This is a genomic window from Deinococcus alpinitundrae (assembly GCF_009982895.1).
GTDB lineage: Bacteria > Deinococcota > Deinococci > Deinococcales > Deinococcaceae > Deinococcus > Deinococcus alpinitundrae.
Genome location: NZ_WXZL01000007.1, coordinates 87,706 through 110,255, shown reverse-complemented (window position 1 = coordinate 110,255; position 22,550 = coordinate 87,706). Strand labels below are relative to the sequence as shown.

General features: G+C 64.3%; 20 protein-coding genes. 18 read left to right on the top strand and 2 right to left on the bottom strand.

The features are described from left to right. Positions 1-7: 7 nt before the first annotated feature. Positions 8-2,248, bottom strand: coding sequence for an ATP-binding cassette domain-containing protein (locus tag GUI70_RS08505; protein ID WP_161881877.1), 2,241 nt, complete (start codon positions 2,246-2,248; stop codon positions 8-10). A gap of 288 nt (positions 2,249-2,536) precedes the next feature. On the opposite strand from GUI70_RS08505, the gene GUI70_RS08500 reads away from it, so the two are divergent. The 18 genes from GUI70_RS08500 (at position 2,537) to GUI70_RS08415 (ending at position 21,618) form a co-directional block, all read left to right on the top strand. Further along, entirely contained in the window at positions 2,537-4,612 is a 2,076-nt protein-coding gene (locus tag GUI70_RS08500) for a M3 family metallopeptidase (RefSeq protein WP_161881876.1), read from the top strand. 73 nt (positions 4,613-4,685) lie between these two features. Further along, a complete protein-coding gene (locus GUI70_RS08495) occupies positions 4,686-5,843 on the top strand; it encodes an ATP-binding protein (protein ID WP_161881875.1) in 1,158 nt (385 codons plus the stop codon). Between the two features lie 372 nt (positions 5,844-6,215). Further along, positions 6,216-6,542 carry an NADH-quinone oxidoreductase subunit A gene (locus GUI70_RS08490; RefSeq protein ID WP_161881969.1) on the top strand — a complete coding sequence of 109 codons (327 nt, stop codon included), beginning with the start codon at positions 6,216-6,218 and terminating at the stop codon, positions 6,540-6,542. A 28-nt stretch (positions 6,543-6,570) separates the two neighbouring features. Then, on the top strand, positions 6,571-7,107 hold the full coding sequence (locus GUI70_RS08485) for a NuoB/complex I 20 kDa subunit family protein (RefSeq protein WP_124867232.1): 537 nt from the start codon (positions 6,571-6,573) through the stop codon (positions 7,105-7,107). After that, a complete protein-coding gene (locus tag GUI70_RS08480) occupies positions 7,095-7,763 on the top strand; it encodes an NADH-quinone oxidoreductase subunit C (protein WP_306468283.1) in 669 nt (222 codons plus the stop codon). The genes GUI70_RS08485 and GUI70_RS08480 overlap by 13 nt, the downstream gene beginning before the upstream one ends. 193 nt (positions 7,764-7,956) lie before the next feature. Continuing rightward, the gene (gene nuoD, locus GUI70_RS08475) at positions 7,957-9,126 is read left to right on the top strand and encodes an NADH dehydrogenase (quinone) subunit D (RefSeq protein ID WP_237724800.1); all 1,170 of its coding nucleotides are present in this window, start codon (positions 7,957-7,959) and stop codon (positions 9,124-9,126) included. Further along, on the top strand, positions 9,123-9,500 hold the full coding sequence (locus GUI70_RS08470; protein ID WP_161881874.1) for a DinB family protein: 378 nt from the start codon (positions 9,123-9,125) through the stop codon (positions 9,498-9,500). The genes nuoD and GUI70_RS08470 overlap by 4 nt, the downstream gene beginning before the upstream one ends. Positions 9,501-9,506: 6 nt before the next feature. After that, positions 9,507-9,962: a hypothetical protein gene (locus tag GUI70_RS08465; protein ID WP_161881873.1), complete on the top strand. Its 456-nt coding sequence runs from the start codon at positions 9,507-9,509 to the stop codon at positions 9,960-9,962. After that, the gene (gene nuoE / locus GUI70_RS08460) at positions 9,959-10,588 is read left to right on the top strand and encodes an NADH-quinone oxidoreductase subunit NuoE (protein WP_161881872.1); all 630 of its coding nucleotides are present in this window, start codon (positions 9,959-9,961) and stop codon (positions 10,586-10,588) included. The genes GUI70_RS08465 and nuoE overlap by 4 nt, the downstream gene beginning before the upstream one ends. Then, positions 10,585-11,919, top strand: coding sequence for an NADH-quinone oxidoreductase subunit NuoF (gene nuoF, locus GUI70_RS08455; protein ID WP_161881871.1), 1,335 nt, complete (start codon positions 10,585-10,587; stop codon positions 11,917-11,919). Before nuoE ends, nuoF begins: the two co-directional genes overlap by 4 nt. 58 nt (positions 11,920-11,977) lie before the next feature. Further along, positions 11,978-14,137: an NADH-quinone oxidoreductase subunit NuoG gene (nuoG, locus tag GUI70_RS08450; RefSeq protein WP_161881870.1), complete on the top strand. Its 2,160-nt coding sequence runs from the start codon at positions 11,978-11,980 to the stop codon at positions 14,135-14,137. Continuing rightward, positions 14,137-15,312 (top strand): NADH-quinone oxidoreductase subunit NuoH, encoded by a 1,176-nt coding sequence (gene nuoH, locus GUI70_RS08445; protein ID WP_161881869.1) that lies wholly within the window; start codon positions 14,137-14,139, stop codon positions 15,310-15,312. Before nuoG ends, nuoH begins: the two co-directional genes overlap by 1 nt. A 35-nt stretch (positions 15,313-15,347) precedes the next feature. After that, positions 15,348-15,887: an NADH-quinone oxidoreductase subunit NuoI gene (gene nuoI / locus GUI70_RS08440; RefSeq protein WP_161881868.1), complete on the top strand. Its 540-nt coding sequence runs from the start codon at positions 15,348-15,350 to the stop codon at positions 15,885-15,887. Further along, a complete protein-coding gene (locus GUI70_RS08435) occupies positions 15,884-16,438 on the top strand; it encodes an NADH-quinone oxidoreductase subunit J family protein (protein ID WP_161881867.1) in 555 nt (184 codons plus the stop codon). Before nuoI ends, GUI70_RS08435 begins: the two co-directional genes overlap by 4 nt. Position 16,439: 1 nt before the next feature. After that, positions 16,440-16,748: an NADH-quinone oxidoreductase subunit NuoK gene (nuoK, locus tag GUI70_RS08430; RefSeq protein WP_161881866.1), complete on the top strand. Its 309-nt coding sequence runs from the start codon at positions 16,440-16,442 to the stop codon at positions 16,746-16,748. Positions 16,749-16,752: 4 nt separating this feature from the next. Beyond that, entirely contained in the window at positions 16,753-18,663 is a 1,911-nt protein-coding gene (nuoL, locus tag GUI70_RS08425; RefSeq protein WP_161881865.1) for an NADH-quinone oxidoreductase subunit L, read from the top strand. After that, on the top strand, positions 18,660-20,087 hold the full coding sequence (locus GUI70_RS08420) for an NADH-quinone oxidoreductase subunit M (protein WP_161881864.1): 1,428 nt from the start codon (positions 18,660-18,662) through the stop codon (positions 20,085-20,087). Before nuoL ends, GUI70_RS08420 begins: the two co-directional genes overlap by 4 nt. Before the next feature lie 76 nt (positions 20,088-20,163). Then, a complete protein-coding gene (locus tag GUI70_RS08415; RefSeq protein ID WP_161881863.1) occupies positions 20,164-21,618 on the top strand; it encodes an NADH-quinone oxidoreductase subunit N in 1,455 nt (484 codons plus the stop codon). A gap of 76 nt (positions 21,619-21,694) precedes the next feature. Here the strand turns inward: GUI70_RS08415 and GUI70_RS08410 are convergent, their stop codons facing one another. Then, a complete protein-coding gene (locus GUI70_RS08410) occupies positions 21,695-22,549 on the bottom strand; it encodes a MurR/RpiR family transcriptional regulator (protein WP_161881862.1) in 855 nt (284 codons plus the stop codon). Between the last annotated feature and the right edge of the window lies 1 nt (position 22,550).

The following is a 22,550-nucleotide window of genomic DNA, read 5'->3' as shown; positions in this document are numbered from 1 at the left end:
AGCGCCCTCAAATAAACTGTCCTGTCAAGCTTCGCTCGCACGCCTTCAACCCGTCGGGCGGCCCCTGGTACAGCACCTCGCCGCCCGCACTGCCGCCTTCGGGTCCCAGGTCAATGACCCAGTCGGCCTGCCGGATCACGTCCAGGTGGTGCTCAATCAGAATCACCGTGTTGCCGCTGTCCACCAGGCGGTCGATCAAGCGCATCAGCATCCCGATGTCCGAGAGGTGCAGGCCGGTGGTGGGTTCGTCCATCACGTAGACGCTGCCCTGCTTGTGCAGTTCGCCCGCCAGCTTGAGGCGCTGTCCCTCGCCGCCCGAGACGGTGCTGAGCGGTTGCCCCAGCTTGAGGTAACACAGCCCCACGTCGGTCATGGCCTGAAGAACCGGGCGCACCTTCTTCTCCTTGAAAAAGGCCAGCGCTTCCTCGGCGGTCATCTCCAGCACGTCGGCGATGGACTGGCCGCGCAGACGGTATTCCAGCACCTCGGCCTTGAAGCGTTTGCCCCCGCAGAGTTCGCAGACGGAAGTCACGCCCTCCATGAACGCCAGATCGGTGTAAATCACGCCCAGCCCGCTGCATTCGGGGCAACTGCCCTCACTGTTGAAGCTGAACAGCGCCGGGCTGACCCCGTTGGCGGCGGCGAACGCCTTGCGAATGTCGTCCATGATGCCGGTGTAGGTGGCAGGAGCCGAGCGGCTGTTGGCCGTCACCCGCGATTGGTCGATGACGACCGCGCCGGGATGCTGCGCCAGAAATACCTCGTTAATCAGCGAGCTCTTGCCGGACCCGGCCACGCCCGTCACCACCGTCAGCACGCCTGTAGGAATGTCGACCGTCACGTTCTTGAGGTTGTGCAGGTTGGCATTCTCGATGGTCAGGTGACCCGTCGGCGGGCGCACCTTTGTCTTGATCGGCAGGTGCTGATTCAGAAACTGCCCAGTGAGGGTGTCGGCGTGCTGGAGGTCGGCGTAGCGGCCCTCAAACACCACCCGCCCGCCGTGCGTGCCCGCCCCCGGACCGATGTCCACGATGTGATCGGCTTCCCGGATCACGTCGGGGTCGTGTTCCACCACCAGCACGGTGTTGCCTTTGTCGCGCAGCTTGCCGAGCAGTCCGGTCAGGCGGGCCACGTCGCGGGCGTGCAGGCCCACGCTGGGTTCGTCGAGAATGTAGAGCATCTCGGTGAGGCTGTTGCCCAGGTGCCGGATCATCTTGAGGCGCTGCGATTCGCCGCCCGACAGCGTGGACGTCTCGCGGCTCAGGCTCAGGTAGCCCAGCCCGATGTCTGAGAGGTGCTGCAGGCGCTCGGTCAATTTGCTTGCAACCCGCGCTGCCGCTGGGTCGCTCAAGGTCTTCAGGAACAGGATCAGCTCGCCAATTTCCAGATTTGAGAGTTCGGCAATGTTGCGTCCGTCGATCCGGCACGCCAGCGCCGCCGCGTTGAGCCGCGCGCCCTGACACAGCGGGCAGGTCTGCGAGGTGGTGAACGACTCGAACACGGCCTTGCTGCGCGGCGACATGGCTGCCGCGTCTTTCTTGAGGTACATGCGGGTGAAGCGCTCGATCAGACCCTCGTATTTCAAATTGAAATCGGTGAAGGCCACCTTGTGATCGCCCGCGCCGTGGAGCAGGAGGTGCAGCTCCTCGGGGCTGTAGGCCTCGATCGGCTTGTCGTTGTCGAAAAATCCTGACTGGGCGTAGGTTTTCCAGGTCCAGTGGCTGCCGACTTTGAAATCCGGGTGCAGGATCGCGCCGCCGTTGAGTGACAGGCGGCGGTCCAGAAACTTCTCCAGATCGAGCTGGGTGGTCGTGCCGATGCCCTCGCAGTCGGAGCACATGCCCTGCGGCGTGTTGAACGAGAAAGCGAAGGCTGGCCCGGCGGCAGGCTGCCCGAAGCGCGAGAACAGCAGTCGCAGGGGCGCACTGAGATCGGTATACGTTCCCGCCGTCGAGCGCGAACCACCACCCACCCGCTTCTGGTCGATGATGATCGGCGCATTGAGATGCTCGACCCGGTCCACGTCCGGCTGGCCGTAGTGCGGCAAGAAGCCCTGCACGAAGGCGGTGAAAGTCTCGTTGAGCTGGCGCTGCGCCTCGGCGGCGATGGTGTCGAATACCAGAGACGATTTGCCGGACCCCGACACCCCGGTAAAGACGGTGAGCTGGCCTTTTGGAATGTTGAGCGAGACGTCTTTGAGGTTGTTTTCACGTGCGCCGTGGACTTCGATAAATTGTCGTGGGTTCATAGCTGGCCTCCGTGGACTTCCAGGCTCTCTGAAGAAAATGTGAAAACACCCCACGGTTGAGCTTTATCGAGTCTTTATATTCGGGGAGTTTGAGCGCGCTAGCCAGGACGGGGAAGGTGAGGTAGGGGCGGTAGCCCGAGCAAAAACACTGCTGCTGTTGAGCCACCGTCAGCCAGCTCCAGCCAAGCCAAGAATCCCACTGCCCCCGCGCCTCTAGGCCATCTGGCCTACGCTGCGGCTTGAGCCACGTTCAAGTTCCCTCTCACTTCGTTTTTCTATACTCGCCCCATGACCCAAAGCGCATCTGTGCCCACCACCAGTGTCAATCCCCTGCTCAATCTGGGCTTCGAGATTCCCTTCGATGAGATCAGGCCCGAGCATGCCGAGAGCGCCGTGGACGCCCTGATCGAGCAAAGCCGCGCCGATCTGGAGGCGCTGGCCCAGGCTCCCGAGCGCCAGTTCGCGGGCTTCTTGCAGGGCCTGGATAGTCTAGGGCAGCAACTCGCGGCGGTGCAGACGGTGGTGGGCCACCTCAACGCGGTGGTGTCGAGCGACGGCTGGCGGGCCGCCAATGAGGCCATCTTGCCCAAGGTCAGCACCTTTTTCACCGAGCTGGGACTCCACCCCGGATTGTGGGCCGCGCTCAAGACCTATCAGCAGAGTGAGGCGGCTTCCGCGCTCAGCCCTGAGTGGACCCGCTTCCTGACCCTGACGGTCGACGAGTTCCGTCGCGGCGGGGCCGACCTGGACGAGGCGGGCAAGGCGCGACTCACCGAGATCAACGTTGAGCTGGCCGATTTGACCAACACGTTCGGCAAGAACGTCATGGACGGCATCAAGGCCTACGAGCTGTATGTGAGCGCCGAGCGGATGGTGGGTGTGCCGCCGCGCTTGATCGAGGCCACCGCCGCCGACGCCGAGGCGCACGGACACGCGGGCGAGCACCGCTTGACGCTGCACGGCCCGGTGCTGGGCCCGGTCCTGACCTACGCCGACGACCGCTCGCTGCGTGAGGAACTCAGCCGCGCCAACAATCTGGTCGGTATCGGTGAGAACCGTGACAACCGCGAGTTGTTGCCCCAGATTCTGCGCCTGCGCCGTGAGCGGGCCGCGCTGCTGGGCTTCGATACCTTCGCCGATCTGGTCACCGCCGACCGGATGTCCGGCAGCGCCGGGGCCGCCCTGGCCTTCGAGCGCGACCTAGAAGCCCGCACCCGGCCCTTCTTCGAGCGCGAGAACCAGGAACTCTTGGACTTCTACCGCCAGCAGTCGGGCGAATCTGCCCCCGAGCTGGCTTCCTGGGACATCGGGTACTGGGCCGAGAAATTGCGCCAGGTGCGCTACGACTTCGACGAGGAGGCGCTGCGCCCCTACTTCCCGATGCAGCAGGTGCTCTTGGGCCTGTTCGAGATTACCCGGCGGGTCTTCGGTATCACGGTCAAGGAAGCGCAGGCTCCCGGCTGGCACCCCGAGGTCAAGTACTACGACATTCACAGTGAAGGTCCGGATGGAGCGGCGGGTGAGCACGTCGCCAGCTTCTACACCGACTGGTTTCCGCGTGACAACAAGCGCGGCGGCGCGTGGATGAATGCCCTCTATACCGGCGGTCCACGCGAGGAAGGTTTTGCGCCGCACCTGGGCCTGATGTGCGGCAACCTCAACCCGCCCTCGGGCGAGACGCCTTCGCTGCTGTCGGTAGGCGAGGTCGAGACGGTGTTTCACGAGTTCGGTCACCTGCTGCACCACGCCCTATCGCGGGTGCCGGTGCGCTCGCTGAGCGGCACCCGGGTCGCCTGGGACTTCGTGGAGTTGCCCTCGCAGATCATGGAGAACTGGGTCTGGACGCCGGAGGGCCTGGGGCTGATCGCCAAGCACTACCAGACCGGCGAAGCCCTGCCGGACGACCTCTATCAGAAGATGCTCTCGGCCCGCAACTTCCGCGCCGCCGCCACCGCCATGCGCCAGTACAGTTTCGGCACCGTCGATCTGTCGCTGCACGCCGAGTATGCCGAGACCGACGGCGACGTGCTGGCCTACGCCCGCAACGTGATCGGCCGCTACTCGCCGGTGCCGCCACTGCCGGACAGTGCCTTCATCGCCCAGTTCGGCCACCTGTTTTCCAGTCCGGTGGGCTACGCGGGCGGCTACTATAGCTACAAATGGGCCGAGGTACTCGACGCCGACGCTTTTTCCCGCTTCGAGCAGGAAGGAGTCTTCAACCGTCAGACCGGGCGCGAGTACGTTGACAAGCTGCTCTCACGCGGAGGCTCGGTGGACGCCGGGCAGCTCTACCGCGACTTTATGAACCGGGGACCCGATCCCGAGGCACTGCTGCGCCGCAGCGGCCTGAACTCGCTGCGCTGACAGCCTGCCCACTACTGGCCCTGTTCATCCTTTCCCACGTTCGGCTTTACGGGAACCGCTATGATGTGAAGCGATGGCGAATTCCGTGAAGCCCACCGTGCTGGTCGCGGCCTCCAACTCAGCGCGAGCAGTGGCCTTGGCTGGACAGCTGCCGCAAGCAGAGGTGGTGTACTGCCGCAACGGCGACACGCTGCTGCGCGAATCGCACCAGCAAGTGCCGGACGTGGTGGTGCTGTACACCGACCTGAGCGCCGCCGTGCCGCTGGGCGAGTTGCTGAGCATCCTGCGGGGCCGCGAGGACCTCAGTCTCACCCATTTTCTGGCGGTGGGCACCCAGGGGCTGGGCGCGCTGCTGAGCGCTGGGGCCGACGCCCTGATGAGTGACAGCACCGCGCCCGAAGCGTTGGCCCACCTGGTCGGCACCCTGCTGAACCGTGCCCGGCAGCAGCGCGAGCTGCACGACAAGAATGCCGGACTGCTCAAGAAGCTCGACAACTGGGAGCACGAGGAGCGGGTGCGCGATCAGCTCGTCCACATGCTGGTTCACGACCTGAAGAACCCCATAGCGGCAGTGCTGGGACTCATGGAAATCGTCGAGGAAGATGCCCGGCTGCCCAAGGACCTGATCGAACTCGTTCGGTTGTCGCGCGAGGAAACCCAGCATTTGCTGCACCTGTCGGTCAATATGCTCGATGTGCGCAAGATTCAGGCCGGAAAGATGAATCTGGATTTCGAGTTGATGTTCTCGCCGATGTTCCGTGAGGTCATCGAACTGGCCCAGGGTGACGTGGGCGCGGGCCTGAGTGACCGCAAGCTCAACGTCGAGGTCGCGCCCAACCTCTCCCCGGCGCGCGTCGACCCGGCCATCTTGCGGCGCATCTTTGCCAATCTGCTCAGCAATGCCATGAAGCACACCAAGGCGGGCGGCCAGATTGACGTCAGCGTGCGGCAGGTCAACGACGATCTTCAGTTCAGCATGAGTGACGACGGCGAGGGCATTCCCGCAGACGACATTCCCAACCTGTTCGCCGCCTTCGAGCAGTCGCGCCTGACCCTGCATGGCCGCTTCGATACCGGCATGGGCCTGGCCTTCTGCAAGCTGGCCATCGAGGGCCACGGCGGACGCATCTGGGTGGAGTCGGTGCGCGGTCACGGCTCGACCTTCACGTTTCTGCTGCCGCTGGCCCGCGACGAGGAAGACGACGAGGATTTCGCCGAACTGGTGAGCTGACGCGGCATAGGGCGTTCGGTGGGGCCGCGCTCGGGCTTACTCTGCCGGGTACGACCTTGCCGTTTTCGGAGCGGCTCCGGGAAGGTGGGTCGTCGGCAGCGCGCTTGCCGTTCTCGTAGCCTCTGATATCTGGCCCACCGTCACCTTTTTTGCCGCTGGGCGTGGTAAAACTAGGGACGTAAGCATAACTGTTTTGGCAACTCTTCGCTGCTGCCTCCCGGCGTTCCCCGTTCGCACCGACCGACTTCCCGCGCCCGCTGTGTGTGTTGAGCTCGTGAAAAACGGCACAAGTCGGGTGGCACAGACGAAACCGAGTGGACGCGGCCAGCCAGGAGAAGGAGGACTATGAGTGAATTCGCGCACCTGATCGTGATGCTGCTGATTGCGGGCGGCATCGGCGTGCTGGCGGTGGTGGTCAGCATTCTGCTGGGGCCAAAGAAGCCCAGCGCCAGCAAATTGATGCCGTACGAAAGCGGCAACGACCCCGAAGGCACGGGCCGCGAACGCTTCCCGGTGCATTTTTACCTCGTCGCCATGCTGTTTATCGTGTTCGACATCGAGACGGCCTTTTTTTACCCGCTGGCGGTGGCATATCAGAACGTGGGTGCCTTCGCCTTCTGGGAAATGGTGACCTTCGTGATTCTGGTGCTGGTGGGCTACTTCTACATTCTGAAAAAGGGCGTACTGGAATGGAACTGAACGTCTTTTCTGCGCCGGGAGGCTTCGGATGCCACTAAAAGAACTCTTTGAACGTGACTGGCAGGAACTGGAATCCGAGGGCATCCTCTTTTCCAGCTTGGAAAAACTGGTGGCCTGGGGGCGCAGCAATTCGCTGTGGCCCGCCACCTTCGGCCTGGCCTGCTGCGCCATCGAGATGATGAGCGCCACCGATGGGCGCAACGATCTGGCGCGCTTCGGCTCGGAGGTGTTTCGCGCCTCACCCCGCCAGGCCGACGTGATGATCGTGGCCGGGCGGCTCAGCAAGAAGATGGCCCCGATCATGCGCCGCGTCTACGACCAGATGCCCGATCCCAAATGGGTCATCAGCATGGGGGCCTGCGCCAGCAGTGGCGGCATGTTCAACAACTACGCCGTCGTGCAGAACGTGGACAGCGTGGTGCCGGTGGACATCTTCGTGCCGGGCTGCCCGCCCCGGCCCGAGGCGCTTATCTTCGCTGTGATGCAGCTTCAGAAGAAAGTGCGCGGCGAGGCCTTCGATCAGCTCGGCAATCAACTGCCGATGGTGGACGCATGGACGCGCTAGGCGGCAAGGACCAGGTCGTGTTCACGGTGGGTGGTGGGGCCACCGAGACGCCTGCGATGGCCAGACCTGACCCGGTGGCCCAGCTCGTTCAGACGTTGGGCCTGAAAGCAGAGGACGCCGCCGAGCCGACGGCGCTCGTCACCGCAGGTGATCTGGAAGCCGTCGCTGGGAAGCTCAAGACGGCAGGCTTCATGCTGATGGACGTGGTCGGCGTGGATTACGGCGCGTATGTGCAGCCGCGTCCCCAGCGCTTCAGCGTGCTCTACAACGTCTATCACCCCTACGACCACCGCCGCCTGTTTCTGCGCGTCTGGCTCCGCGACGGCGAGTCGCTGCCGAGCCTCTTTCCGGTGTGGAAGTCGGCCAACTATCTGGAGCGCGAGGTCTACGACCTGATGGGCGTGGTGTTCGATAACCACCCCGATCTGCGCAAAATTCTGACGCCCGACGATCTGGAAGGTCACCCGCTGCGCAAGGACTTTCCGATCGAGGAAACGCCCACGCTCTTTCGTGACGGGCGCTTTATCGATCCGCCGACGTTTCGGGCCGGCATGACCGGCCAGAGTGCGGGCCTGACTGGCTGGCGCGGCAGCCTGCGCAAAGGTGGGACCCGCGAGATGGAGCCGCCGGTGATGCCGGAGGGAGGACCGAAATGAAGCGTTTGAAGCGGGGCGGCGCGCTGGTCGGGGGGATTCGTTTCTGGACCGAGGTGACAGCATGAGTCTCAAAGACCGTCCGCCGGTGGACAAGCAGAGCGGCACCCTGCCGAGAAGCCAGATGCAGCCCGATCATCAGGAGAGCACCCGCCCGGAGCGCGTCGGCTCGCTGACGGCCCAGCAAGGCTCGCTGATGCACACCGAGGTGATGAGCCTCAACGTGGGGCCGCAGCACCCCTCGACGCACGGCGTGCTGCGGCTGGTTGTGGACATGGACGGCGAGTACGTCATCAAGGTGACGCCGCACATGGGCTACCTCCACACCGGCTTCGAGAAGACTTTCGAGCACCGCACCTACCAGCAGGGCGTGACCTACGCGCCGCGCACCGATTACCTGCACTCGTTCGGCCACGAGCTGGCCTACGTGCTGGGCGTGGAAAAGCTGATGCAGGCCGAGGTGCCGGAGCGGGCCACCACCGTGCGGGTCATCCTGCACGAACTGGGACGCATCCACTCGCATCTCGTGTTTCTGGGTACGGCGCTGATGGACCTCGGCGCGATCACGCTGTTCTTCTACTGCTTCCGCGAGAAGGAAGCGGTGCAGGACCTCTTCGAGGAAGTCTGCGGCTACCGCATGAACCAGGGCTACTTCCGGGTGGGCGGGCTGTCGCGCGACATTCCTGACGGCTGGGCCGACAACGTTCAGAAGTTCGTGGACAGCTTCGACAAGCACGTGGACGAGTACGCCAGCATGTTCGCCACCAACCCGATTTTTCTGGACCGGGCGGTGGGCGTGGGCGTCATTCCGGCGGACGTGGCCATCGACCTGGGCCTGACTGGGCCGAATCTGCGGGCCTCGGGCGTGCCGCTCGATCACCGCAAGGCCAACCCCTACTGCGGCTATGACAGCTACGACTTCGACGTGCCGGTCAGTCAGGCCGGAGACTCGCAGGCCCGCTTCGTGCTGCGCCTCGACGAACTGCGCGAGAGTGCCAAGATCGTGCGGCAGGCCCTCAAGCGCCTCAAGCCGGGGCCGGTGAAGGACCCCAACCGCAAGATCAGCTTGCCGCCGCGCCACGAACTCGAAACCAGCATGGAAGCGGTGATCCACCATTTCAAACTGGTTACCGAGGGTTTTCACCCGCCGCTTGGCGAGGTGTACGTGCCGGTCGAAACCGCGCGCGGCGAGGTCGGTTACTACATCATCTCGGACGGCGGCTCAATGCCGTACCGGGTCAAGATTCGTGCGCCGAGTTTCGTCAACCTTCAGGCCCTGGAATATGCCTGCGTGGGCGGGCAATTTGCCGATCTGATCACCGTACTGGCGACCATCGACCCGGTGCTGGGGGACGTGGACCGGTGAGCGTCGCGGATCAGCTCGCTCACATGGCGGGCTTTCGCAAGGACTGGCTGAGTGAAATCTCGCCTGCCCACGCCGACGCGATTGACTTCGAGCTGGGACCGAACAACACGCTGATGACCCGCGACATCAGCGAATTGCGCCGGGCCTTCACCGAGAGCGACGCCGCCGTGCTGGCCGCTGTTGAGGACGCGCTCAGCGAAGGCCGGAACTTCGAGGGCCATTACGAGAGCCATCCGGTGCATTTCATGCAGCACACCCTCGTTCACGACGCGCACCACCGGGGCCAGTTGATGACGCTGCTGCGGCAGGGTGGGCACAGTGCCGAGCAGATATCGGCGCTGGAAAGGGCCACCTGGCCGGTCTGGAGGGAGTGAAGAGAAATGCAGCCTGCTGCACTTCAAGCCGGTCCAACCGAGCCGCGACGGCTGGTTCTGGACGTCTTGCTGGGCGTTTTGCCGGTGCTGCTGCTCCTGGCCCTCGACTTGTGGAGTCTGACTTGGCTGCTGGAAGACTGGCCCCTCTCCTGGCCGACCCAATTGGCCGTTTTGGCGGTCCTGACACTGGGCCTGGCGGCGGGGTTATGCTTGGTGGCACTCATCTTCAAACCGAGGCCGCTGAAACCAAACGACGGGTTTGTGCGTTACGGACGTTTTTTGCTGCCTTTCGGTGCGTTTTTGGCCGTGATTCCGGGCCTATCCAGCTTGGTCTTTCTCGGCAGCATCAATGCCTGGCCTGAGAAAGTGCTGATGGTGGCCGAGGCGCTCAGCAGCTTGCTGGCCATCATCACGGCACTGAGATACTTACATCTGCTGCGTCATTTGGGAGGCTTTACTTGAGTTACTTCGCCGACAAATCCGAACTGGTGGCCGATATTCTCAGCCGCTACCCCGACTCGCCGCAGGGCAAACGTTCGGCCTTGATGCCGCTGTTGCGGGAAGTGCAGGACGCCGAGGGTTTCATTCACGAGTCACGGATGGACGAGATCGCCGCCCTGATTGGCTCGACGGCCACCGAAGTCCGCTCCGTCATGAGCTTTTATTCGACCTACCACACCCTGCCCACCGGCAAATACCACCTTCAGGTCTGCTCTACGCTGATGTGTGCGCTTTCGGGCAGCGACGAGCTGTGGGATTACCTGGTCGAGACGCTGGATGTGCAGCCGGGCGAGGTCACGCCGGACGGAATGTTCAGTGTGCAGAAAGTCGAGTGCCTGGGCAGTTGCGGCACCGCGCCGGTGATGCAGCTGGGCGACGACGGTTATTACGAATCGGTCACCCGCACCCGCTGCGACGCGCTGCTGCAGGCCATGCGGCTGGGCAGCGCACCGGCGGTCGATCACCATCCGGTGCCGGTGGTCGTGGCCGAGGACGGACGCCAGTCTCTTTCCAGCGGTGAAGCAGCAGGCGGCAGCACCGATGCCCTCTACCCGCTGACCCACGCCGCCAACGGGAAACAACCATGACCATCGCTCCCCCCAGACCGATTACCAGCGCCAAAGACCCGCGCTTTGCGCCGACACTGTACGCCAACGTGGGCCGCCCCGAAAGCTGGACGCTTCAGAGTTATCTGCTGTCGGGCGGCTATCAGGCAGTGCAGCGGGCCTTTGCCATCGGCAACGACGCCGTCATCGACGAGGTCAAGAAGTCGGGCCTGCGCGGACGCGGCGGCGCGGGCTTTGCCACCGGCCTCAAGTGGTCGTTCATGCCGCTCAACGACGGCAAGCCGCACCTGATTTTGTGCAACGCCGACGAGTCCGAACCCGGCACCTTCAAGGACCGCTACCTGATGTCGGAAGACCCCCACCAGCTCATCGAGGGCATGATCATCGGTGGGTTTGCCATGCGGGCTTCTCTGGGCTACATCTACATCCGGGGCGAGTATGTGCAGGCCGCTGAGCGCATCCGGGCCGCCATCGTCGAGGCGCGGGAAGCCGGATTCCTGGGCAAGAACATTCTCGGCAGCGGCTTCGACTTCGACCTTCAGGTTCACCGGGGCGCGGGTGCGTACATCTGCGGCGAGGAAACCGCACTGATGAACAGCCTGGAGGGCCTGCGAGCCAATCCGCGCCTCAAGCCGCCGTTTCCCGCCGCTTCAGGCCTCTACGGGCTCCCTACCACCATCAACAATGTCGAGACCTTCTGCGCCGCCACCCAGATTCTGAAATACGGCTGGGAATGGCACGCGGGTATGGGCACCGAGAAGAGCAAGGGTACCAAGCTGTTTCAGATTTCCGGCCCCGTCGCCCGGCCCGGCATTTACGAGTTGCCGCTGGGTACCACCTTCCGCGAGCTGATTTTCGACTGGGCCGGTGGGCCGCTGGAAGACATCAAGGTGATTATCCCCGGCGGCAGCAGCTGCATGATGCTGCCCTACACCGAGGCGATTCTCGACACCGGTATGGATTATGAGGCGCTGGCGGCGGCGGGCAGTTCGCTCGGCACCGGCGGCGTCACCCTGATTCCCAAGGCCGACTGCATCGTCAACGCCACCTGGAACATCGTGCGCTTTTATGCCCACGAGTCCTGCGGCAAGTGCACACCCTGCCGCGAGGGCATCGGCAGCTGGATGGTCCGAATGTACGAAAAGCAGGTGCGCGGCCAGGGGCAGCCCGGCGACGTGCAGCTGATTCTGGACATGTGCGACAACATCGGCGGACGCTCGTTCTGTGCCCTGGCCGACGCCTGTCTCTCGCCCGTGATGAGCAGCATCAAGCTGTTCCGCGACGAATACGACGCGCTGGCAACCACCGGCAAGCCGATCTATCCAGCACGCAAAAGGTGGCGGGAAGCGTGAAGGCTAAGCAGACAGGGACATTCGCGGCCCTCACTTCACCCGCCGCTGGAGGCCACCTATGAAAGTTCATGTCGACGGCATTTCCCTCGACCTTCCTGCCGGAACCTCCGCCATCGACGCGGTGTTTCACGCTGGAAAAGACGTGCCGTATTTCTGCGCCCACCCGTACCTCTCGCCTGTCGGGGCTTGCCGGATGTGCTTGATCGAATCCGGCAGCCCGCGCAAGAACCCGGATGGCACGTTCATCATGGAAGGCGAGGGCGACGCGGCCACCCCCAAAATCTTCTGGTTCCCCAAGCCGATGGCTGCCTGCACCATGCTGGCCACCGAGGGCATGCAGATCAAAACCGCCGCGACAAGCGAAGTCGTCGCCAAGTCGCAGGCGGGCATGATGGAATTTACCCTGCTCAACCACCCGCTCGACTGCCCGACCTGCGACAAGGGCGGGGCCTGCGAGTTGCAAGACCGCGCCTTCGAATACGGCTACGGCGCGTCGCGTTTCGGCTTCGACCGCCGCCACGCCGAGAAGCACTATCCGCTCTCCGACTACGTGATTCTGGATCAGGAGCGCTGCATTCACTGCAAGCGCTGCGTGCGTTACTTCGAGGAGGTGCCGGGTCAGGAAGTGCTGGACTTCATCGAGCGCGGCAGCCACACCTTTATCGACACGGCGGAGGGCGGCCTGCCGGTTGGCTTCCAGGGCAACATCACCGACATCTGCCCGGTGGGCGCGCTGCTCGACAACGTGGCCCGTTTCCGGGGCCGCAACTGGGAATACGACCACACCCCCACCACCTGCACGCTGTGTCCGGTGGGCTGTTCCATTACTGTGGACGCCCGCAACGGCAGCCTGGAGCGCATCGTGGCCGGGGAAAACAGGGAAGTGAACGAGGCCTGGATCTGCGACGCGGGCCGCTTCGGGCACGTCTTCGCCTCCGAGGGCCGCCTGACCACGCCGATGATCCGCAATGAGGACGGTCAACTCGTGACCGCCACCTGGGATCAGGCCGTGGACGCCATCCGTGCCGGGATGGTTGGTCTGGACGCGCACGATCTGGCCGTCTTCCTGAATGCCGATTCCACCCTGGAAGAGGGCGTTGCCGCTGAGGCCTTCGTGGGCTTGACTGGACTGGCCAGCGTGGACCACTGGCCGCGTCAGCCGGGTTACGGAGCTGACGCGCCCACCCTGACCGAAATCGCTCAGTCCGACGGCGTGGTGGTGCTGGGAGCCGACCTGGGCGAGGAAGCTCCGGTCCTGGAACTCCGCATTCTGGAGATGCTGCGCGGTGGCCTTCTGCCTGCTGAGTTTCATCATGGGACCGCGATTGCCGATCTCAGATTGGTGGAGCGCCCCGCCCGCAAGCGCGAGAAGCTGGCGGTCATCTCCAGCAAGCCCAGTCGCCTGAGCGAAAACGCCGGATTCACGGCCCAGCTTGACGCCGCCACCGCATTGGCCGGGCTGACCGGCAGCTCCGACAACGCCGCCGTCAAAGCCGCCACCGAGTTACTGAACAAAGCCGAGCGCCCGATTCTGATTCTGGGCGCGGAAGCGCTCTCCAGTCTCAGCGGCGCGGCCCGCAGTGCCCTGCAAAGCCTAACCCAGCGCACCAGGACCCGCATCCTGGCCCTGCCCGCCGGGGCCAACGCGCGTGGCCTGGCCTCGCTGAATCTGGTGCCGCGTTCGGGTGGGCTGCGCTATGACCAGCTCTCGCAGGCGCGGGTGGCGCTGGTCAGCCGCCTCGACCCGCTCGCGGAAGGGCAGACCCGACCCCGCTTCCTCATCTCCCACGACACCCACCTGACCGCCACTGCCCAGCAGGCCGACGTGGTGCTGCCCGCCGTGACCAACTACGAGAAGCGTGGCACCACCGTCAATCTGGAAGGCCGCCTGCTGCCGCTGCGCCCGGCGGCGCTCAAGAACGGCGAGGCCGCCGATCTGATTCGCGCCCTGGGGATCGTGGCCGAGGCGCTGGACGTCAAGACCGGCATTCGCGGTATCCGCAGCGCCCAGACCCTGCTCAGCGAACGGTTGGGCGTCAACGTGGCCGAGCTGCCCATTCACGGGCTGATCGCGCCGCTGGGGATGCGCTACGACGCGCCTGCCGCCCCGTACACCCCGCAACTCTGGAAGGAAGGCATGAAACGCTCTGATCCTGTGTATAGCGCTGGAATGATCGAACTGCCGATGGCCCCCACGTTTGTGGCCGGTGACGACTGATGCCTGACACCGCCTGGTGGCTGGATTTGCTGTGGACGGTGGTCAAGGGCGTGCTGGTGGCCTTTGGCCTGCTGACTACATTCGCTTACATGACCCTGGTGGAGCGCCGCCTGCTGGCCCGTATGCAGATTCGCTGGGGTCCCAACCGCGTCGGGCCGCTGGGGCTGCTGCAACCGCTGGCCGACGCCGTCAAGAGCATCTTCAAGGAAGACTTGCGGATCACCAAGGCCGATCAGCTGGTTTACACCCTGGCCCCCTTGATCGCCATCACCTGTGCGCTGACCGCTTTTGGTGGCATTCCGGCTGGCCCCGCCGGGAGCTTCTTCGGCCTCGATCCCTGGGTCTACAAGCTGGACGTGGGCGTCATCGGTCTGCTGGCGATCACCAGCATGGGCGTCTACGGCATCTTCCTGGGCGGCTGGGCCTCGGGGTCCAAGTACCCGCTGCTGGGTGGCCTGCGCAGCGCGGCGCAGATCATCTCCTACGAACTCGGCATGGGCCTGAGCATCCTGGGCATCCTGATGCTGGTGGGCAGCGCCTCGTTTCAGTCCATCGTGGGTTGGCAGGCCAACAATGGCTGGCTGATCATCTTTCAGCTCTTCGCCTTCGCCACCTTTCTGGTCAGCAGCTTTGCCGAAGTCAACCGCACCCCCTTCGACCTCCCCGAGGCCGAGCAGGAACTGGTGGCGGGCTACCTCACCGAGTACTCGGCGATCAAGTGGGCACTCTTTCAGATGGCCGAGTACGTCAATATGATCACCGCCTCGGCGCTGATGAGCACGCTGTTTTTCGGCGGCTACAAGGGGCCGGTCTTTCTGGAAGGCGTCATCCCCGGCATCTCCAACTGGCCGTTCATCTGGCTGATTCTCAAGATCGCCTTTTTTCTGTTCGTGTTCATCTGGGTGCGGGCCACCCTGCCGAGGCTGCGCTACGACCAGCTGATGCGCTTCGGCTGGAAGCTGATCTTCCCGCTGGCGCTGACCAACACCATCGTCACCGGCTTTTACCTGACCTACTTTCGGTCTGCCGGGCTGTGGCCGTTGGCGCTTCTGGGCCTCATCGGCTTCGTGCTGCTGGTCGTCCTGAGTGACCGCGCCCGCAAGCTGTGGAACACCCCCACCCACCGCCCCGACGCCGAGCGCCCGGCGGCGACCCGGCCGCTGGGAGGCGACTGAATGTTTTGCTTCGACAGCTTTACCGGAGGTTTTCAATGGGCGTTCTAGAACTCGCCAAGGGCATGGGCGTCACGCTCGGCAAGCTGTTTACCAAGCCCGTCACCGTCAGTTATCCCGAGCAGCGGGCCTCCATCAAGCCGCGCTTTCGCGGAAGGCACGTGCTGACCCGCCACCCCGGCACCGGCCTGGAGAAGTGCATCGGCTGCTCGCTGTGCGCCGCCGCCTGCCCGGCCTACGCCATTTATGTGGAGGCCGCCGAGAACGACCCGGCCCACCCCACCTCGCCCGGCGAGCGCTACGCCAGCGTCTATGAGATCAACATGCTCCGCTGCATCTTCTGCGGGATGTGCGAGGAAGCCTGCCCGACCGGCGCGGTGGTCATGGGCAACGAATTCGAGATGGCCGATTACCGCTACCGCGACTTCGTGTACGCCAAGGAAGACATGCTGGTGGGCGTGGACGGCTCGATTCCGCAGCGCCGTGAGGCGGCCCGCAAGCACCAGGCGGTGCGCACCGGCTTCAAGGTGGAGGGCGGCCCGCGCGCCGAACTGGAAGGGGTGAAGTACCCGACATGATCACTTTTCTCGTGCTTTCCCTGCTGACCTTGGTAGGCGGCATCATCACCATCTCGGTGCGCAACGCGGTTCACGCCTCGTTGGGGCTGGTCGGGACCCTGCTGATGGTGGCGGGCCTCTACGCCACCCTCAACGCCTCGTTTCTGGCGGCGACCCAGGTCATCGTCTACGCGGGCGCGGTGATGGTGTTGTTTCTCTTCGTCATCATGTTGCTTGACGCCAACCGCCCGGTGGAGGACGCCAACCCGCTGCCCTTCATCGCGCCGCTGGCGGGTGTGGGCGGGGCCATCCTGGCGGGCGCGTTCGCCATTCTGGCCTTTACCTACAAAGACCCGCGCCCGCTGGCGGAGAGCACCGCTGCGCTGGCCAACGGCGCTCCCGGCCCGGTCGGTGAGACCCTGCTGACCCGCTTTCTGCTGCCGTTCGAGGCGGTCAGCATTTTGCTGCTGGTCGCGGTGGTCGGCTCAGTGGCCCTGGTGCAGCGCCCCGCCGTGCAAGCCGACCCGCAGACGCAACCGGGAGCCGCAAGGCTGGAAGGGGAGGTGGCCTGAGATGGAATCTGTTCCCACCTCCTACTACATCGCCCTGTCGGGCATCCTGTTTGCACTGGGCATGATCGGTGTGCTGACGCGGCGCACTGCCATCATGGTCTTTTTGTCAGTCGAGCTGATGCTCAACGCCGCCAACCTCTCACTGGTGGCTTTCGCCCGTGCCTGGGGCGATCTGGTCGGCCAGACGGCGGTCTTCATCGTGATGACGCTGGCCGCCGCCGAAGTGGCGATTGGGCTGGCGATTATCGTGGCGATTTTCCGCAAACGCGAAACCACCAACGTGGACGATCTGGCGTCCCTCAAGGGGTAGTTGAATGGCACTCTACTGGCTTCCCCTCCTGCCGCTCATCGGTTTCCTACTGCTCATCGTGGGGGGCCGCTGGTTTTCCGGCACCTCCGGCGGCTGGCTCGGCTCCGGCTTCATCGGCGCGGCCTTCGTCGTGGCGCTCGTTCGGTTCTTCGGTCTCAGTGACGTTCCCGCCCACGAAACCCTCTGGACCTGGCTGCCCAACATGGCGCTCGGCACCGGTGGCGTCTCGGCCAACCTCAACGTCGGCTTCTACCTTGATCAGCTCTCGTCGGTCATGACTTTAGTGATTACTGGCGTCGGCTTTCTGATTCACGTCTATTCCATCAGCTACATGCGCGAGGACGCCCGCTTCACTCGCTTCTTCGCTTTACTGAACTTCTTCGTCGCCATGATGCTGATTCTGGTGCTGGCCGATTCCTACCCGCTGATGTTCGTCGGCTGGGAAGGCGTGGGCATGGCCAGCTACCTGCTGATCGGCTTCTGGTTCGCTGGACACAAGGACCACAACGCCGCCGATGGGGTCAACAACTCCAACGCCGCCCGCAAGGCGTTCATCATGAACCGCATCGGCGATCTGGGCTTCATGCTGGGCATGTTCCTGATCTACAAGGTGTTCGGTACGCTGGTCATTCCCGAACTGGCCGGACAGGAAGGCACGCTGGCGGTCACCTCGCGGCCCCTGATCGAACTGATCTGCCTCTTCCTCTTGGTTGGCGCAGTCGGCAAGAGCGGTCAACTCCCGCTCACCACCTGGCTGCCCGACGCGATGGCGGGTCCGACCCCCGTTTCGGCGCTGATTCACGCGGCCACCATGGTCACGGCGGGCGTGTACCTGATCGCCCGCAGCAACTTCTTCTACGATCTGGCTCCCGGCGCTTCGATGTGGGTGGCCTGGGCAGGTGGCCTCACTGCGCTCTACGGCGCACTCTCGGCGCTCAACCAGACCGACATCAAGAAGATCCTGGCGTACTCCACCGTTTCGCAGCTCGGCTACATGTTCCTGGCGGTGGGGTTGCACAGCTACACGGCGGCCATTTTCCACCTCGTCACCCACGCCTTCTTCAAGGCGCTGCTGTTCCTGGCGGCGGGCGCGGTTATCCACGCGCTGCACGAAGAGCAGGATGTGCGCAAGATGGGCGGGCTGGCCAAAAGTATGCCGTTTACCCACATCGTCAGTCTGATCGGCGTGCTGGCGATTTCCGGCATCCCGATCTTCGCGGGCTTCTTCTCCAAGGACGGCATTCTGGCCTCGGCCTTCGCCCAGAACATTCCGCTGTACCTGATCGGCTTGTTCGTCGCTTTCCTGACCGCCTTCTACATGGGCCGCTGGTATTTCCTGGTGTGGCGCGGCGAGTACCGGGGCGACACCAAGCTGCACCCGCATGACGGCGACGCCGTGCTGAGCGCGCCGCTGGGCATTCTGGCGGCGCTGGCGACGGTGGGCGGCTTCCTCAACGTGCCTTCGTTCCTGGGCGGCGGGCACGTTCTCGACAACTTTCTGGGCCGGGCCATTCCCGTTCACGAACACGAGATTCTGGCAAGTACCGAGTGGCTCGCCACCTTGATTGCGGTGGCTGTCGCGCTGGCGGGCCTCGGCTGGGCCTTTTACGAACACCGTCGCCGCGCCCTGCAAGTCGGGCCGCTGGGTCAGTTCAGCTTTCAGGCGCTCTACCTCGACCGGCTGTACACCGCCGTCGTCGGCAACGGCAGCAAGGTCATCTCGCGCGGTCTCGACACCGTAGACAACGGCGTGGACGGAGCCATGAACGGCATCGTCAGCAACGTCGGCGCGCCCGGCTGGCTCGTCACCATCTGGCAAAGCGGCTTCGTGCGGGCCTACGCCCTGAGCATGCTGCTCGGCACCGCCCTGATCGTCGGGTACTGGGCTCTCAAAGCCATCGGAGGCGGTTTGTGATTCACTTTTTCATCTTCCTGCCGGTGCTCGCCAGCTTGCTGATTTTCCTGGTGCCGGTGCGCTGGCGCGAGGAGTTCGCGGGCGCGGCGGCGGGGCTGACCCTGGCGGGCGGACTGTGGTCCTGGTCGGTGGGCGGGCTGTCGGCCTACAGCATCAACTGGATTCCGGCGCTGGGCGTCACCTACAGCGTGCAGATGGACGGCGTGAGCCTGCTGCTCGGCATCGTCACCGCCTTCATGACCCTGATCGCCATCATCTACGCCGGGAAGCGCATCCCCAATCCTGGCACCATGCTCTCACTCATTCTGATGATGGAAACCGGGCTGCTGGGTATCTACGCCGCGCGCGACCTCGTTTTGTTCTACGTGTTTTTCGAGGACGCCCTGATTCCGGCACTGCTGATGCTCGCCATTTACGGCAAGGCACACCGGATGGCCGCCCTGATCAAGTTCGCCGCTTACACGCTGTTCGGCAGCCTGCTGATGCTGATCTCCATTATCGGCGTCAAGTATTACGGCGGCAGCCCGACCTTCGCGCTGGCCGATCTGCAGGCCCACCCGGTCACGGGCACGGTTCAGACCTGGCTCTTTTTGGGGTTCCTGGCGGCGATGGCGGTCAAGTTGCCACTATTTCCGATGCACGCCTGGCTGCCCGATTTCCATGCCCAGAACCACGACAGCGGTGTGGCCGACGTGATGGGCACGCTCTACAAGGTCGGCGCATACGGCCTCTTCCGGTTTGGGGTCATCCTGTTTCCCGACGCCATGCTGGAACTGCGGCCCATCTTGATGGCGCTGGCGGCCTTCACCGCCCTCTATGCTGCCTGGATCGCCTTCTCGCAGACCGACTGGAAACGACTGCTGGCTTACGCGGGTTTATCTCACATGGGACTGGTCGGGCTGGGCATCTTCTCCATGAACGAAACCGCCATGATCGGCGCGCTGTTTTTGCTGGCGTTCCAGAACGTCTACACCGGGGCGCTGTTTCTGGCCGCCGGAATGCTTCAGGAGCGGGTCGGCAGTCTCAGCACCAAAGTCGGCGGCATCATGACCCAGGCCGGAGCGCTCAGTGGCCTGACCATGACCCTGTGGTTCGCCTCGATCGCCGTGCCGGGGCTGGCAGGGTTCATCGGTGAGTTCAGCATTTTGCTCGGCGCGTATCAGGTGTCGCCCTGGCTGGCGTTCCTGGCGGGCCTGTCCACCATCGCCGCCGCTGCCTACGCCCTCACCGCTTACCAGACGACCTACTGGCAGGTGCGGCCTGCCGGAGCGGTGCTGGCTCACGACCTGCGCGACCTCGACTGGCTGATTCTGGGCGCTCCGGTGGCCGTCGCCATCTTCTTCGGCATTTACAGTGGTCCGGCCCTGGCCCTGGTGCAGCCGGTGGTGCGCGCCTGGATGAACGGATTGGGGGGCGGCGTATGAGCGGCACAATGTTGGCTTTCAGCTTCTCCTGCGCCCCTTGCTCTGGGCTCCGTATCTACCCTAAAAGGGGCCTCTCTTGAACACCCCACTCATTCTCCCCGACGTGGCCCTCGCGCCGCTCTTGCCCATCGCCATCACCCTGCTCGGCGCGATTGCCGCCACGCTGCTGGGCTTCTTCCTGCCCCGGCGGGCCATTACCCTAATCAGCATGGTCTCGCTGGTCTTGTCGGGCGTCAGCATGGTCACGCTCTGGAACGGCGGGCTGACCTCGTTTGGTGGCAGCCTGCAAGCCGACAACGTGGCCCTCTCCATCGGGCTGATCATCCTGCTCGGCTCCTTGATGACGCTGCTGGTCACCTACGACAGCGCCGCCCGCGCCAAGCTGGCCTTTCCTGAATTCGACGCCATGTTGATGTACGCCGTCACCGGCACGCTGCTGATCGCCTTTTCCGGCGACCTGGTAACCATGCTGATCGGTCTGGAAGTCATGAGCCTGTCGGGCTACGTCATCGCCACCCTGCAAGACAGCCGCCGCGCCGAGGAAGCGGGCATGAAGTACTTCCTGCTCGGCGCGGTGGGCAGCGCCATCCTGATCTACGGCATCGCGCTGGTCTACGGCGCAACCGGCACCCTCAGCTACGTCGGCATTCGCGACGCCACTGCCGGGTTGCAAGTGCAGAACGTCGGCCTGCTGGTCGTCGGCGCTTTGCTGCTGCTGTGCGGCTTCGGCTTCAAGGTGGCGCTGGCTCCCTTCCATCAGTGGACGCCGGACGTCTACGGCGGCGCGCCCACCAGCGTCGGCTTGTTTCTGAGCACGGTGGTTAAGGTGGCGGCGTTTGCGGGCATGCTGCGGGTCTTCGGCGGCGCGATGCAGAATGTCCCGGCTTGGGCGGGGGTGCTGCAAGTGCTGATCGTCGCCACCATCGTGGTTGGCAACCTCGGCGCACTCTTCCAGACCAACTTCAAGCGCCTGATGGCGTACTCGGCGGTGGCGCACACCGGCTTTCTGGCGCTGGCCCTGCTGGGCAATCCGGCGACCGGCGGCCCGGCCCTGACCTACTACCTGCTGGTCTACACCCTGATGACGGCGGGCACGCTGGCCGTCGTGAGCGCCCTCCAGCGCACCGAGGCGGCCTTCACACTCGACGACATGCGCGGGTTGTTCTACCGTCACCCGGCCTACGCGGTGGCGCTGGCGGTCTGCCTCGGCTCGCTGGCAGGGTTGCCGCCGTTCGCGGGCTTCATGGGCAAGTACCTGGCGTTCCAGGCGGCGTTTCAGGCCGGGTACGTGGGCCTGACCATCATCGCGGCGATGGGCAGCGTGGCCGCGCTCATCTACTACCTGCGACCTGCCATGTTGATGTTCATGCCCGACCGCACCCCCGCCCGCGAGTACCCCGGCGAGCGCACACCCACCACCGCCGCCGTCGTTATCGGCGTGGTCGGCGTGACGGTGCTGGGCATCTTGCCGAACCTGGCCTACGGCTTGGTCGCCAACCCGGCCATCTGGACGGTGCTAGCGGGGCGGTAGCCGAACTGAGTCAGAAGAATAAGGGCCGCCGTCTGTGAATAAGACGGCGGCCCCTTCTTTTTGGTTTGAACCCGCTTCAGTACTCGTAGACGCTGAACTCGCCGTTGAGGTCCTCAGCCTGCTTGAGGTGCCCGCCGCGCAGTTCCTGGGCCATCAGCGAGGCGATCAGGGTGATCAAGCTGACGAAGGGCGAGAGCGAGGCGAGTACGTCCGAACCCTGGGTGGGCAGCCGCAGACTCTGGTCGGCGATCTTGCCCAGCGGAGACACGCCCTGATCGGTGAGCAGCAGCACCCTCGCGCCGTAGTGGTGCAGGGCCTGGGTGATTCTGGTGGTCGCGCGGCTGTAGCGCCGCAGGGTAAAGACCAGCACCACGTCTCCGGCGGCCACTTCCAGCAGTTGCTCGGGGCGGCTGAGCAGCAGGTCTGTCGAATACGCCCGCACGCGGGGACGAAACGATGAGAAGATGGTTTCGGCAATCAGCGCCAGCCCATACGACGAGCGCGCCCCCACCACCCAGATTTGCCCGGCCTGGGCCAGGCTGCGGGCAAACCGCAGCAACTGGTCTTCGGCCAGGTCTTGTAGGCCGTCCAGATTGCTGCGCTCGCTGGCCCAGAAGTGCGACACCGTGCTGCCTGGCTGGCCCGGCTGTTTCATGCCCAGGGTGGCCCGCAACTCCTGACGAATCCTGCGCTGGAGATGCGGATAACCCTCGTAGCCGACCCGCTGGGCAAAGCGGGTGATGGCCGCGCCGCTGACCCCTAGGGTCTCGGCGATTTCCCCGGCGCTCAGAAAAGGAATTTCTTCGGCGTGGTCGATGAAGAAGCGGGCGATTGATTGGTCCCGCTGCCCGAACCCGTCCAGGCCAGTGCGCAGCAGATCGATGGCGGTGGTGGCCTGGACTTTGGTGGCGGCGGCAGAGGCGGTGATCACA

Excerpts from the sequence above, each read along its gene's own strand:
- nuoL (WP_161881865.1), top strand. The coding sequence starts at position 16,753 with ATGGCACTCTACTGGCTTCCCCTCCTGCCGCTCATCGGTTTCCTACTG.
- GUI70_RS08495 (WP_161881875.1), top strand. The coding sequence starts at position 4,686 with ATGGCGAATTCCGTGAAGCCCACCGTGCTGGTCGCGGCCTCCAACTCA.
- nuoH (WP_161881869.1), top strand. The coding sequence starts at position 14,137 with ATGCCTGACACCGCCTGGTGGCTGGATTTGCTGTGGACGGTGGTCAAG.
- GUI70_RS08480 (WP_306468283.1), top strand. The coding sequence starts at position 7,095 with ATGGACGCGCTAGGCGGCAAGGACCAGGTCGTGTTCACGGTGGGTGGT.
- GUI70_RS08505 (WP_161881877.1), bottom strand. The coding sequence starts at position 2,248 with ATGAACCCACGACAATTTATCGAAGTCCACGGCGCACGTGAAAACAAC.
- nuoG (WP_161881870.1), top strand. The coding sequence starts at position 11,978 with ATGAAAGTTCATGTCGACGGCATTTCCCTCGACCTTCCTGCCGGAACC.
- nuoF (WP_161881871.1), top strand. The coding sequence starts at position 10,585 with ATGACCATCGCTCCCCCCAGACCGATTACCAGCGCCAAAGACCCGCGC.
- nuoI (WP_161881868.1), top strand. The coding sequence starts at position 15,348 with ATGGGCGTTCTAGAACTCGCCAAGGGCATGGGCGTCACGCTCGGCAAG.
- GUI70_RS08485 (WP_124867232.1), top strand. The coding sequence starts at position 6,571 with ATGCCACTAAAAGAACTCTTTGAACGTGACTGGCAGGAACTGGAATCC.
- nuoK (WP_161881866.1), top strand. The coding sequence starts at position 16,440 with ATGGAATCTGTTCCCACCTCCTACTACATCGCCCTGTCGGGCATCCTG.
- GUI70_RS08490 (WP_161881969.1), top strand. The coding sequence starts at position 6,216 with ATGCTGCTGATTGCGGGCGGCATCGGCGTGCTGGCGGTGGTGGTCAGC.
- nuoD (WP_237724800.1), top strand. The coding sequence starts at position 7,957 with ATGCACACCGAGGTGATGAGCCTCAACGTGGGGCCGCAGCACCCCTCG.
- GUI70_RS08465 (WP_161881873.1), top strand. The coding sequence starts at position 9,507 with ATGCAGCCTGCTGCACTTCAAGCCGGTCCAACCGAGCCGCGACGGCTG.
- GUI70_RS08500 (WP_161881876.1), top strand. The coding sequence starts at position 2,537 with ATGACCCAAAGCGCATCTGTGCCCACCACCAGTGTCAATCCCCTGCTC.
- GUI70_RS08435 (WP_161881867.1), top strand. The coding sequence starts at position 15,884 with ATGATCACTTTTCTCGTGCTTTCCCTGCTGACCTTGGTAGGCGGCATC.